Raw genomic sequence first — 12762 nt, forward strand, 5'->3', positions numbered from 1 at the left:
AGAGCTTCGCTCTCTCTTACGATCGGACGTGCGGAATGCTTAGGCGGTTCCTCGTTTTTTCCGGAAACCGGCCGACGCCGGGCCCGGGTCGAGGGTTGGTCCCCCGCCTTTTTGGTCGTTAGACTTGAACTCAACACCGACTCGGAACGACGAGCATCATTTCCTCCCTTCCCGCAGAGGCAATCGTGTCGAAGGCAACCAAGACCAAGAGCAAGGGGCCGGGCAAGGGGCCTTCCGAGCGATCGAGGACATCGCGCCTCGGGCTGCTGATGCCGGTCGTCGTCGGCACGGCCGTCTTCGCGTATCTCGCGTTCAGGGGTGGTGGTCTGGCCGAGGACCGCGAGCAACGTGCGCAGGACGAGCGGCTGACCGCCTTCTTCGAGGCCGAGCGGGCGAGGACCGAGACGCCGAAGGCATCAACCCTCTCCCCCCAGGCCAGGTCCGAGGCCCGGCGCTCGGCCCACCGCGTCAACGACACCTCCCCCCCCGGCCCTCCTCCCGACGAGGGGATGGTCTGGATCCCCGGCGGCACCTTCTGGATGGGGACCGACGACGGCCAGTTCCCCGACGCCCAGCCGGTCCACCTCGTCACCGTCGACGGCTTCTGGATGGACAAAACCGAGGTGACGAACGCCCAGTTCCAGGCGTTCGTCGACGCCACCGGCTACGTCACCGTCGCCGAGCGCCCGATCGACCCGGCCGATTACCCCGGCATCGCCCCCGAGGACCTCTCCCCCGGCTCGATCGTCTTCAATCCCCCCGACCACCCCGTCCGGCTCGACGACGCCCTGCAATGGTGGGCCTGGAAGCCGGGCACCGACTGGAAGCACCCGGAGGGGCCCGGGTCGGGCATCGCCGACCGCATGGACCACCCGGTCATCCACCTGGCGTTCGAAGACGTGCTCGCCTATGCCGAGTGGGCCGGCAAGCGCCTGCCGACCGAGGCCGAATGGGAATTCGCCGCCCGGGGCGGCCTCGATCGGGCCACCTACACCTGGGGAGACGAGCGGCACCCCGACGGCCAGCCGATGGTCAACAACTGGCAAGGGCAGTTCCCGGTCGAGGACACCGCCGAGGACGGCTTCGCCGGCATCGCCCCCGTCGCCCAGTTCCCCCCCAACGGCTTCGGCCTGTTCGACATGGCCGGCAACGTCTGGGAATGGTGCGCCGACTGGTACCGGCACGATTACTACCGGACCAGCCCCGAGCGCAACCCCACCGGCCCCGACGAGTCGTTCGACCCGATGGAGCCGGGCGTCCCCAAGCGCGTCCAGCGCGGCGGGTCCTTCATGTGCAGCGATCTCTACTGCGTGCGCTACCGGGTCGGCACCCGGGGCAAGGGGGCCATCGACACCGGCAACCCGCACGTCGGCTTCCGCTGCGTCGTTGCTGCCTCGCGATAAGCCAGGCGCGTCGCCGACGGCCATCGATGCCGCACGCCCGCCGCCAGGTCGCCTGACGCCCCGGACCCGAGTATCATGGCGAGGCGATCCGGCCGATGCCTTCCGAAGCCCCTCTCCCCTCGCAACCGAACCATGAGGACCCCCTTGATGACGGTTCGAACCGTGCCCAGGCGTTGCGTGTTGATCGTGTTCCTCTGCCTGACCGGCGTGGCGCAGGCCCGGCAGGAGGGACCGAATCTTGAGTTGCCGCGCATCGACGGTGCGAAACCGCGCAACGTGGTCTTCATCCTCGCGGACGACCACCGGTTCGACGCCATGGGCTTCCTCGGCCACCCGTTCGTCGAGACGCCGAACATGGACCGGATCGCCTCCGACGGCGTGCACCTGAAGAATGCGTTCGTCACCACCTCGCTCTGCTCCCCCAGCCGGGCCTCGATCCTCACCGGCCAGTACGCCCACAATCACAAGGTTGTGGATAACAACAACCCCGTCGCCGAGGGGACCGTCTTCTTCGCCCAGTACCTCCAGGCCGCCGGCTACGACACCGCCTTCATCGGCAAGTGGCACATGGGGGGCGGGTCCGACGACCCCCGCCCCGGCTTCGACCGCTGGGTCAGCTTCCGGGGGCAGGGCACCTATCTCCCGGGCCGCAACGGCCTGAACGTCGACGGCGAGCGCGTGCCCCAGCAGGGCTACATCACCGACGAATTGACCGACTACGCCCTCGATTGGCTCGGCGAGCGGCCTGATGACAAACCCTTTTGCCTCTACCTCTCGCATAAAGGAGTGCATGCCGAGTTCATCCCCGCCGAGCGCCACGCCGGCCGCTACGACGACGCCCCCTTCGACGCCCCCGAGACCATGGACCCCTCCCCCGAGCGCACCAAACACCGCCCGATGTGGGTCAAGAACCAGCGCAATAGCTGGCACGGCGTCGAGTTCCCCTACCACAGCACGCTCGACGTGGCCGAATATTACCGCGACTACTGCGAGACCCTGCTCGGGGTCGATGACAGCATCGGCCGGGTGCTCGACGCGCTGGAAGCGAAGGGCGTCCTCGACGAAACGCTCGTCATCTACATGGGCGACAACGGCTTCGGCTTCGGCGAGCACGGCCTGATCGACAAGCGCGTCGCCTACGAATGGTCGATGCGCGTGCCGATGATCATGCAATGCCCCGACCTCTTCCCGGGCGGATCGACCGTCGAGCAGGTCGTGGCCAACATCGACATCGCCCCGACCATCCTCGAAGCCGCCGGCCTGCAGGCCCCCGACCACATGGACGGCCAGAGCTTCCTGAAGCTCGGCACGGGCGAGGAGATCCCCTGGCGCGACGCCCTCCTGTATGAATACTACTGGGAGCGCAACTTCCCCCAGACGCCGACGATCTTCGCGCTCCGGACCGATCAGTACAAGTTCATCCGCCCCCACGGCCTCTGGGACCTCGACGAGCTGTACGACATCCAGGCCGACCCGAACGAGACGACGAACCTGATCTTCAGCGAGGATCATCAGCAGGTCGTCACGCAGCTCAAGGCCCGACTGTTCGAGACCCTGGGACAGACCGGCGGCATGAGCATCCCCATCTATCCCGACCGGGGCGGCTCGCAGAACCTCCGGAACGCCGACGGCTCCCCTGCCGCCGACTTCCCCGGCGAGTTGCTCCGCGAACTCCCGCCGGGCACCGATCGCCGCTGAACTCATCAGGACGACGCGACGCGTTGAATCTCGGCACGGAGGAGCAACCCCACCCCCTTCGAAAGGCCCGCGCCCATGTCCGATCCGATCGTCCCCGGTCCGTCTCCCCTGCATACGATGATCCGCAACGAGTTGAGCGAGATCCGGGCCAACTGGGTCGGGTTCTTCGTGCTCGGCGTGGTGCTCATCGTGCTCGGGTCGCTCCTGATCGGCGTCCCGTGGGTCGGCACGCTGGCGGCGGTCTGGATGCTCAGCGTCCTCCTGATCCTGAGCGGCATCACCCAGTTCGTCGCCGCCTTCTGGGTCCGCCGCTGGAGCGGATTCTTCCTGGCCCTGCTGTCCGGGGTCCTCTACGCGGTGGTCGGCGTCCTGATCGTCGACCACCCGACCGAGACGGCCGAATTCCTCACCCTCATCATCGCCGCCTTCCTGGTCGTCGGCGGCGTGTTCCGGATCACCGTGGCCCTGACCTTGAGATTCGAAGCCTGGGGCTGGACCCTGGCCGGCGGCGTGCTCGCCACCCTGCTCGGCCTGCTCATCTGGCGGCAATGGCCCGGGGCGAGCCTCTGGGTGATCGGCCTGTTCGTGGGGCTTGAGGTCCTGTTCACCGGCTGGACCTGGGTGATGCTCGCCATGCTCCTGCGCCGGTTGCCAAAGGCAAACTGATGCCCAAACGTTCGGAGGGTCGATCGGCGACCGTTTCGGCCCGTCTGGTGCGCGAGTTGCCGGCGATGAGAGGGAGGACCTCCTCCCGACCTCCCGACCTCCCGACCCAGGAGCCCCTCCCATGAGCGCCGCCGACCCCCGAACCGCTCCCGAACCCCGGATCGACCAGGACCGACTGTCCGAAATTCCCGCCCGATGGCCCGTGTTCGCCGGCCTGGGGGCACTCACCATGCTCCTGGGCCTGGCATTGATTTTCAGCACCTTCTTCCTGACCCAGACCACCGCCCTGGCGTCCGGCTGGCTCATGGTGATCCTCGGCGCGTTCCAGATCGCCGGGGCCGTCATGGCGCGCCGATGGATCGGTTCGGTCGTCGCCACGATGAACGGATTGCTCTACGGCGGCATCGGCATCGTCCTCTTCTCCGATTACGCCGGAGATTCGGCCGGATTGATGCTGGCGGTCGCCGTCCTCGTGACCACCATGGCCCTGTCGAGGATTGGGCTGGGATTGATCAAATCGTACACGCATCGCGAGGTTTCGGTCTTCCACGGCGCCTTCGGGCTGCTCATCGCGGGGATGATCCTCGCGGCCTGGTACGGAGGGCTCCTCTGGAGCATCCCCCTCCTGCTCGGCATCGAGGTCATCTTCTCGGGCGTCGTCTGGATGGCCTTCGCCCAGGCGTTGCGACGCCACGGCGAGGCCGGCAGCTAGCCGGCCGCCCCCGAATCGAGGAACCGTTTCATGACATTTGCTCAGTTGAAAATTCTTCCCCTGGCCGTGGTCTTGGTCCTGGCCTGCGCGGCCATCCCTTCCGCGGCCAGGGCCGAAACCGAGGCTTCGGGCCGGCCCAACGTCCTCTTCCTCGCCATCGACGACCTGAACGACTGGGTCGGCGGCCTCGGCGGGCACCCGCAGGCCCGGACGCCGAACATCGACCGCCTCGCCCGCCGCGGCACCCTGTTCACCAACGCCCACACCCAGTCACCGCTCTGCAACCCCTCGCGTACCAGCATCCTGACCGGCCTGCGCCCCTCGACCACCGGCATCTACGGCCTCGCCCCCTGGTTCCGCTCGGTCGACGACTTCGCCGACGTCGTCTCGCTGCCCCAGCACTTCCGCGACCACGGCTACACCGCCCTCTCGACCGGCAAGATCTACCACGGCGGCTATCCCCCCGCGCCCGATCGGCCCCGCGAGTTCGACACCTACGGCACCCCCTCCGCCGTCGGCGCCCGGCCCCCCGAGAAGCTCATCAGCCCCACTCCCGTCGGCAACCACCCCCTGATGGACTGGGGCACCTTCCCCCACCGCGACGAGGACAAGGGGGATTACCAGGTCGCCTCCTGGGCCGTCGAGCAGCTCGAATCCGGCATCGACGACCCCTTCTTCCTCGCCGTCGGCTTCTTCCTGCCGCACGTCCCCTGCTACGCCACGCAAGAATGGTTCGACCTGTATCCCGATGAAACCTTGATCATGCCCCGCGTCTTCCGCGGCGATCGCCTCGACACCCCCGAGTTCTCCTGGTACCTCCACTGGTCCCTGCCCGAGCCCCGGCTGTCGTGGATGGAGGCCAACGGCCACTGGCGATCCCTCGTCCAGTCCTATCTCGCCTCCATCAGCTTCGTCGACTCCCAGGTCGGCCGCGTGCTCGACGCCCTCGACGCCTCCGGGCACGGCGACGACACGATCGTCGTCCTCTGGTCCGACCACGGCTACCACCTCGGCGAGAAGGCGATCAGCGGCAAGAATACCCTCTGGGAGCCCTCGACCCGCGTCCCCCTCATCGTCGCCGGCCCCGATCTGCCGGAAGACCAAAGGTGCGATCGGCCGGTCGAGCTGCTCGACCTCTTCCCGACCCTCATCGACCTCTGCAACCTGTCCCCCCGGCCCGGCCTCCCGCTCGAAGGGCACAGCCTCGCCCCGCTGATCGACGACCCCGCCGCCGATCGCCCCTGGCCCGCCATCACCACCCACAACCAGGGGAATCACGGCATCCGCACCGATCGCTGGAGATTCATCCGTTACGCCGACGGCTCCGAGGAACTCTACGACCTCGAGGCCGATCCCGAGGAATGGACCAACCTCGCGCTCGACCCGACTTACGAGCCGATCCTCGCCGAGCATCGCCGCTGGCTCCCGGCCGTCGATCGCCCCCCCGCGCCCGGCAGCCAGCATCGCGTGCTCACCTTCGACGGCCAGACCGCCATCTGGGAAGGCTCCCCCATCGTCCCGTCCGAGAAGATGCCCTGACCCTCCCTCGACCGAGGCAACCCATGCTCATCCGTTCGATTGGAACGCTCGCGCTCATCGTCCCCGCCCTCGCCGCCCCGGCCGCCGCCGAGGACCGCCCCCCGAACGTCGTCATCATCTTCACCGACGACCAGGGCTACGCCGACGTCGGCGTCTTCGGCGCCGAGGGATTCGAAACCCCCCACCTCGACCGCATGGCCGCCGAGGGCCGCACCTTCACCAACTTCTACGCCGCCCAGGCCGTCTGCTCCGCCTCCCGGGCGGCCCTGCTCACCGGCTGCTACCCGAACCGCATCGGCATCATCGGCGCCCTCGGCCCCGGGGCCAAAACCGGCCTGAACGCGGACGAAGTGACGATTGCCGAGATGCTCAAGCCCCTCGGCTACGCCACCGCCATCTTCGGCAAGTGGCACCTCGGCGACGACCCGCAGTTCCTGCCCACCCGGCACGGCTTCGACGAGTACTTCGGCCTGCCCTACTCGAACGACATGTGGCCCCACCACCCGACCGCCGGCGACCGCTACCCGCCGCTCCCCTTGATCGAAGGGGAGGAGGTGATCGAGCTGAACCCCGACCAGCGGAACCTCACCACCTGGTACACCGAACGCGCCGTCTCGTTCATCGAGCGGAACCGGGATCAACCCTTCTTCCTCTACGTCCCCCACAGCATGCCGCACGTCCCCCTGTTCGTCTCCGACAAGTTCGAAGGCAAGTCGGAGCAGGGGCGTTACGGCGACGTGATCATGGAGATCGACTGGTCGGTCGGCCAGATCCTCGACACCCTCCGCCGCCTCGACCTGGACGAAAACACCCTCGTCGTCTTCACCTCCGACAACGGCCCATGGCTCTCGTACGGCAACCACGCCGGCTCCGCCGGCCCGTTGCGCGAGGGCAAAGGCACCACCTTCGACGGCGGCCAGCGCGAGCCGACGATCGCCTGGTGGCCCGGCCGCATCCCCGCCGGCACCTCGACCGACGAACCCGCCATGACCATCGACCTCCTGCCCACCATCGCCGCCCAGACCGGCGCCTCGGTCCCCGATCACCCGATCGACGGCCTCGACATCTCCCCGCTCCTGCTCGGCGAGCCCGACGCCCGATCGCCGCACGACGCCCTCTATTTCTACTGGGGACGCGAGCTCCAGGCCGTCCGCTCCGGCCCCTGGAAGCTCCACCTGCCCCACGAATACCGCAGCCTCGAAGGGCAGGGGGGATCCGACGGCCAGCCCGCCCCGTACATCGCCCGATCCATCGACCTCGCCCTGTTCAACCTCGCCGACGACCCCGGCGAATCGACCGACGTGCAGGCCGATCACCCCGAGGTCGTCAAGCGATTGCAGGCCCTCGTCGGACGCGCCCGAGGCGACCTGGGCGACACCTCCACCGACCAAAGAGGCGCCGGAGTTCGCCCCCCGGGGCGGTTGTGAGTTGCATCGAAGCCACCGGCAGGGCATCCTCAGGAGCGACGACCGAGAACGATCCGATTTTTTGGGTGCGAGGACTGCGGCCAGGTGCGCCGAACCGCCCACCTCCCGCACGTTCGACACATGAAACGCATTGTCATCGCCGGTGGCACCGGATTCATCGGGAGCAGCCTCGCCCGTCACCTGACGGCGCAGGGCTACGAGGTCGTCGCGCTCGGCCGCACCGCGAACCCGGACGGGGGGAATCCCCGCCACGCGAAATGGGACGGCCGCACCCCCGGCGACTGGTCTCGCTGGCTCGACGGCGCCGACGCCGTGGTCAACCTGGCCGGGAGATCGGTCGATTGCATCAAGACGCCCGATCACTGCGACGAGATCCTCCGCTCGCGGGTCGACGCGACCCGGGCCATCGGCGCGGCCCTCGCGCAGACCGAGAACCGCCCGCCGGTCTGGGTGCAGATGTCGACCGCCCACATCTACGGCGACCCGGGCGAGCAGCGGATCACCGAGGGCGACGCCTTCGGCTACGGACTGGCCCCGACCGTGGGCAGGGCCTGGGAGGCCGCGCTGGCCGAATCGCTCCCGCAAGGGATGCGCGAAGTACGCTTGCGGACGAGTTTCGTCGTAGGTCGCGGCGGCGGCGCGATGGCCAGCCTGACCCGCATCGCCCGCCTGGGATTGGGCGGCAGGGTCGGCAGCGGACGACAGGGTTTCTCCTGGATCCACGAAGCCGACATGAACGCGATCATCCAGGCGGCCGTTGAAGACGACCGCTACGCGGGCCCTTACATCTGCAGCGCGCCGAGCCCCGTGAGCCAGGCCGAGTTCATGCGCGCCTTGCGCCAGGCGCTGGGCATCCCGATCGGCTTGCCGGCCCCCGCGTGGCTGGTCCGCCTGGGGGCCCCCCTGGTCCTCCGCACCGACCCCGACCTGGCCTTGTACGGCCGCTACGTCTACCCCGAGCGGCTGCTCGCCGCCGGCTTCACCTTCCGTTACCCGGAGTTGGATGCCGCGCTGCGCGAGGTGGTGAGATCAGAGCATTGAGTTTCGAAGTCTTGGTCCGTGGGCATTTTCATGAGTACTCGACGTTCAACCAAGGAGGCACACCCCCATGCTTCGCCTGTTATTCGTACTTCTTGTGACGGGGATGATCGTCAGCTCTCCCGCCGCCGCCGAAGGCCCCGAACCGCAGCGGCCCCCCAGCATCCTCGTCTTCCTGGCGGATGACGTCTCCTGGAAGGATTTCGGCTGCTACGGCCATCCCACCGTCCGCACGCCCAACATCGACGCCCTCGCCGCCGGCGGCCTGACCTTCGCCAACGCCTTCCTCACCACCTCCTCCTGCAGCCCGACCCGGATCAGCGTCCTCACCGGCAAATATCCCCACGCGACCGGCGCGGAAGATCTGCACATGCCGCTCTCCGAGCATCAACCGTTCCTGCCCACCCTGCTCAAACGCGCCGGCTACCACACCGGCCACATGCTCAAGACCCATTACGGCCCCGCCGGCGATGCCCAGTTCGACTGGTACGCCCGCCAGGTCGACCGCTTCCCCGAATTCCTCGACGAGGCCGGCGACCGCCCGTTCTTCCTCTGGGTCGGCTTCCGAGACGCCCACCGCCCCTACCAGGCCGGCGCGATCGACGAGCCCCACACCGAGGCCGACGCCATCGTCCCCCCGTACCTCGCCGACACCCCCGAGACACGGGCCGACCTCGCCCTCTACTACGACGAGATCGCCCGCATGGACGGCGACATCGGCACCATGCTCGCCGAACTCGACCGCCGGGGCCGCACCGACGACACCCTCGTCGTCTTCTTCTCCGACAACGGCATGCCCTTCCCCCGCGCCAAGGGGACCCTTTATGATTCCGGCATCGGCACCCCGTTGATCGCCTCCTGGCCCGGTCGCATCGCCCCCGGCTCCGTCCACGACGGCCTCGCCAGCGTGATCGACCTCGCCCCCACCTTCCTCGAACTCGCCGGCCTCCCCGTCCCCGCCGACATGCAAGGCCGCAGCATGACCCCCGTGCTCGACGACCCCACCCGCCCCGGACACGACGCCGTCTTCAGCGAGCGGAACTGGCATAACTGCGACCAGCACATGCGCAGCATCCGAACCGACCGCTACAAGCTCATCCGCAACGCCTACACCGACCTCCCCTACGGCAACCCCTCCGACGTCAGCAGTTGCCCCTCCTGGGACGCGCTCCAGGCCCTCAAAACCCGCGGCGCCCTCACGCCCGCCCAGGCCCAGCAATTCCAGGTCCCTCGCCCCGAGATCGAGCTGTTCGACCTCCAGTCCGACCCCGACGAACTCGAAAACCTCGCCGGTCTCCCCGAGTATGCCCCGCTCGTCGCCGAGCTGACCGGCCGGCTCGACGACTGGATCGCCAGCACCGGCGACTTCCCGCCCACCTATCGCCGCCGCGCGGACAACACCAACCGCGTCAGCGGCGAGAAATTCACCACCGAAATCGCCCCGATGACCGACCCCCTCCCCCCCGGCTTCGGCCGCCGTTGAGAACGCCCACCCATGTTCATTGGATTCGTCAGCGACGAACGCTACGTCGCCCTGCCCGAGGTCTCGATCACCTTCGAAGGCCCCTCCGGATCGGTCGCCGCCCACTCCCAGGCCGACGGTTCCATCCACGCCGCCCTCATGCCCGGCCCCTACGTCGTCACCCTGGCGGCCCCGGGCTTCGGCTCGAAGCGGGTCCGCCTGACCTTTCCCAACACCCGGCCGCACCACTTCCGCCTCCTCTCCGATCGCCTGCTCGGCTACGCCTGGCCCAAGTGGGTCCGATCGGGCGAGGAGTCCGAGTTCCGCGTCCACTCCCCCGAACTCTACCGCCTCGACCTCTACCGCTACGGCCGAGCGGTCGAGCATATCCGCAACCTCGGCTGGCACGACGAGCACGGCCCCCGCGCCACCGCGCAAATCAGCCCCGACGGAGACTACACCCGGACCGGCGTCGCCTGGAACCGCGAAGGCTACGCCAGCCCCGTCCACCGCCAGTACGCCACCGCCCCCGACCGCTCCGGGCTCTATTACTTCCACGCCCGGACCAATTCCGGCCAGCATTTCGCCTTCCCCTGGGTCGTCGCCCCCGCCAAGCCCTCGGCCCCCATCGCCTTCCTCGCCGCCACGATGACCTGGAACGCCTACAACGCCTTCGGCGGCCGGAGCAACTACATCAGCCCCGACCGCCTGCCCCTCCGGCCCACCGTCAACGCCCGCCAGGAACTCCGCCGCTACACCGACCCCAACCACGTCACCTACGACGCCGACTCGTATGCTCCCCTGTCGTTCGATCGCCCCGAACTGGTCAACGACATCGACCTCGACGAACGCCCCGAAGACCCGATCCAGGGCCGCGCCTCCTGCCACCTCGCCCCGAGCGAGTGGCGCATCCTCTCCTGGCTCGAACGCGAAGGGTTCCCCCACGACGTCTACGCCGACAACCAGCTCCACGACGGCACCCTCGACCTCGACGCCTACCGCGTCCTCGTCCTCGCCCCCCATCCGGAATACTGGACGAAGGCGATGTATGATCGCGTGAAAGACTGGGTCGATCACCGGGGCGGCCGGGTCGTCTACCTCGGCGGCAACGGGGTCAACTGCGAGGTCACCCTCCCCGACCCCGACACGATGATCGTCCACAACGGCCGAGAATCCCAGGTCTACCCCTGCGGCCTCGACAGCCGCTTCCACCTCACCACCGGCGTCTCCGAGGCCACGCTCCTCGGCGTCGCCTTCACCTACTCGGGCGCCATGACCGCCGCCCCGTTCCGGGCGACCGACGCCGATCACTGGGCCTTCGCCGGCACCAATCTCTCCAATGGCGACCGCTTCGGATTCCGGAGCTTGCACATGCGTTGCGACGGCGGCGCCTCCGGCCACGAGACCGACAAGGTCACGCCCCATTCCCCCCCCGGCGTCCGCGCCATCGCACGCGGGGAGAACGTCGACGAGGGGGGCGCCCACCTCTCCCTCTACGCCACCCCGTCCGGCGGCGCCGTCTTCGCCGCCGCCTCGATCACTTACCCTGCCTGCTTGCTCGTCGATGATGCCATTTCCACCATCACGAGCAACGTCTTCCGCCGGTTCCTCGACGAGGGGCCGGTCACGCCCTGAAGGATGTTCGCATGAAGATTGAACGCATCGAAGCCATCCCCGTCTCCGTCCCGCTCAAGGCGGGCCTCACCACGAAGACCGCCCACGGCGACCACATCACCTCCGACTACGCCATCATCCGCGTCGTCACCGATGAAGGGGTCGTCGGCCTGGGCGAGGCGACCGTCTCGGCCATCTGGAGCGGCGAGACGAGCCAGTCCACCGTCGCCGCGGTCGAGTCCATCCTGTCCCCCGCGCTCCGCGGCATGGACCCGACCCGCCTGCACTCCTGCCGGGCCGTCATGGACCGCGCCTTGAAGGCAAACCCCTTCACCAAGGCCGCCGTCGAGATGGCCCTCTGGGACGTCGCCGGCAAGGCCGCGGGCGTGCCCGTCCACCAGCTCCTCGGCGGCAAGGTCCGCGACCGCATCCGCACCAAGATGATGATCGGCGCCTTCGACCCTCCCCAGGCGGTCAAGCTCGCCGAGACCTTCCTCGGCTGGGGCGTCACCTGCCTGAAGGTCAAGGTCGGCATCGACCCGGTCGGCGACTTCGCCCGCGTCAAGGCCGTCCGCGAGGTCGCCGGACCCGACATCCCCATGACCGTCGATGCGAACTGCGGCTGGGACGTGCCCGCCGCCCGCCTGGCCCTCCGCCTGCTCACCCCGCTCGATCTGCTCGTCGCCGAGCAGCCGCTCACCCCCGCCCTCGACGACGCCACCCGAGAGCTGCGCAGCATCGGCCCGGCCATCATGGCCGACGAGAGCGTCTGGACCGCCATCGACGCCATGCGCGTCTGCCGGTCCCAGGCCGCCGACGTCATCAGCCTCTACCCCGGCAAGAACGGCGGCCTGCTCGCCTCGATCGAGATCGCCCACATCGCCGCCGCCGCCGGCCTGCCGTGCCACATGGGCAGCAACCTCGAACTCGGCATCGGCAGCGCCGCCATGATCCACCTCGCCGCCGCCGTCCCCAACATCAAGAGCGAGCGCTTCCCCGCCGACATCCTCGGCCCCAAGTACCACGAGTCCGACCTTCTCACCACCCCCCTCGACCTCGGCCCCGAATCCGCCGCCGTGCCCGACACCCCCGGCCTCGGCGTCGAGTTGGATGAAGACGCGCTGGCACGCTTCCGCGTCGACCGCTGATCGTCAACCATGTTTTGTTCACGGAACGGGGTGGCTGGGGTCGTGCCGACCCCAG

Annotated in this window: 10 protein-coding genes; all 10 read left to right on the top strand. The window is 68.6% G+C overall.

Annotated elements, in window-relative coordinates:
• Positions 1-185 precede the first annotated feature (185 nt).
• Positions 186-1403: a formylglycine-generating enzyme family protein gene (locus AB1L88_RS26020; RefSeq protein ID WP_367099638.1), complete on the top strand. Its 1218-nt coding sequence runs from the start codon at positions 186-188 to the stop codon at positions 1401-1403.
• A gap of 147 nt (positions 1404-1550) precedes the next feature.
• Positions 1551-3101, top strand: a complete 1551-nt coding sequence (locus tag AB1L88_RS26025) for a sulfatase (protein ID WP_367099639.1) — start codon at positions 1551-1553, stop codon at positions 3099-3101.
• A gap of 75 nt (positions 3102-3176) precedes the next feature.
• Positions 3177-3767 (top strand): HdeD family acid-resistance protein, encoded by a 591-nt coding sequence (locus AB1L88_RS26030; protein WP_367099640.1) that lies wholly within the window; start codon positions 3177-3179, stop codon positions 3765-3767.
• A gap of 121 nt (positions 3768-3888) precedes the next feature.
• A complete protein-coding gene (locus tag AB1L88_RS26035) occupies positions 3889-4479 on the top strand; it encodes a hypothetical protein (protein WP_367099641.1) in 591 nt (196 codons plus the stop codon).
• A gap of 30 nt (positions 4480-4509) precedes the next feature.
• Entirely contained in the window at positions 4510-6018 is a 1509-nt protein-coding gene (locus AB1L88_RS26040) for a sulfatase (RefSeq protein ID WP_367099642.1), read from the top strand.
• Between the two features lie 23 nt (positions 6019-6041).
• Positions 6042-7445, top strand: a complete 1404-nt coding sequence (locus AB1L88_RS26045; RefSeq protein WP_367099643.1) for a sulfatase — start codon at positions 6042-6044, stop codon at positions 7443-7445.
• Between the two features lie 120 nt (positions 7446-7565).
• Entirely contained in the window at positions 7566-8486 is a 921-nt protein-coding gene (locus AB1L88_RS26050) for a TIGR01777 family oxidoreductase (protein WP_367099644.1), read from the top strand.
• A 67-nt stretch (positions 8487-8553) separates the two neighbouring features.
• On the top strand, positions 8554-9966 hold the full coding sequence (locus tag AB1L88_RS26055; protein WP_367099645.1) for a sulfatase: 1413 nt from the start codon (positions 8554-8556) through the stop codon (positions 9964-9966).
• A gap of 12 nt (positions 9967-9978) precedes the next feature.
• Complete coding sequence (locus tag AB1L88_RS26060) at positions 9979-11580, top strand: N,N-dimethylformamidase beta subunit family domain-containing protein (RefSeq protein WP_367099646.1); 1602 nt, start codon at positions 9979-9981, stop codon at positions 11578-11580.
• 11 nt (positions 11581-11591) lie between these two features.
• Complete coding sequence (locus tag AB1L88_RS26065; RefSeq protein WP_367099647.1) at positions 11592-12707, top strand: enolase C-terminal domain-like protein; 1116 nt, start codon at positions 11592-11594, stop codon at positions 12705-12707.
• The last annotated feature ends 55 nt before the right edge of the window (positions 12708-12762 follow it).

The sequence above is a fragment of the Tautonia sp. JC769 genome (assembly GCF_040717455.1).
Classification (GTDB): Bacteria; Planctomycetota; Planctomycetia; order Isosphaerales; family Isosphaeraceae; genus Tautonia.

Bases quoted from the DNA above. Each gene is read 5' to 3' on its own strand.
- AB1L88_RS26025 (WP_367099639.1), top strand. From the start codon at position 1,551: ATGACGGTTCGAACCGTGCCCAGGCGTTGCGTGTTGATCGTGTTCCTC.
- AB1L88_RS26030 (WP_367099640.1), top strand. From the start codon at position 3,177: ATGTCCGATCCGATCGTCCCCGGTCCGTCTCCCCTGCATACGATGATC.
- AB1L88_RS26035 (WP_367099641.1), top strand. From the start codon at position 3,889: ATGAGCGCCGCCGACCCCCGAACCGCTCCCGAACCCCGGATCGACCAG.
- AB1L88_RS26040 (WP_367099642.1), top strand. From the start codon at position 4,510: ATGACATTTGCTCAGTTGAAAATTCTTCCCCTGGCCGTGGTCTTGGTC.
- AB1L88_RS26045 (WP_367099643.1), top strand. From the start codon at position 6,042: ATGCTCATCCGTTCGATTGGAACGCTCGCGCTCATCGTCCCCGCCCTC.
- AB1L88_RS26050 (WP_367099644.1), top strand. From the start codon at position 7,566: ATGAAACGCATTGTCATCGCCGGTGGCACCGGATTCATCGGGAGCAGC.
- AB1L88_RS26055 (WP_367099645.1), top strand. From the start codon at position 8,554: ATGCTTCGCCTGTTATTCGTACTTCTTGTGACGGGGATGATCGTCAGC.
- AB1L88_RS26060 (WP_367099646.1), top strand. From the start codon at position 9,979: ATGTTCATTGGATTCGTCAGCGACGAACGCTACGTCGCCCTGCCCGAG.
- AB1L88_RS26065 (WP_367099647.1), top strand. From the start codon at position 11,592: ATGAAGATTGAACGCATCGAAGCCATCCCCGTCTCCGTCCCGCTCAAG.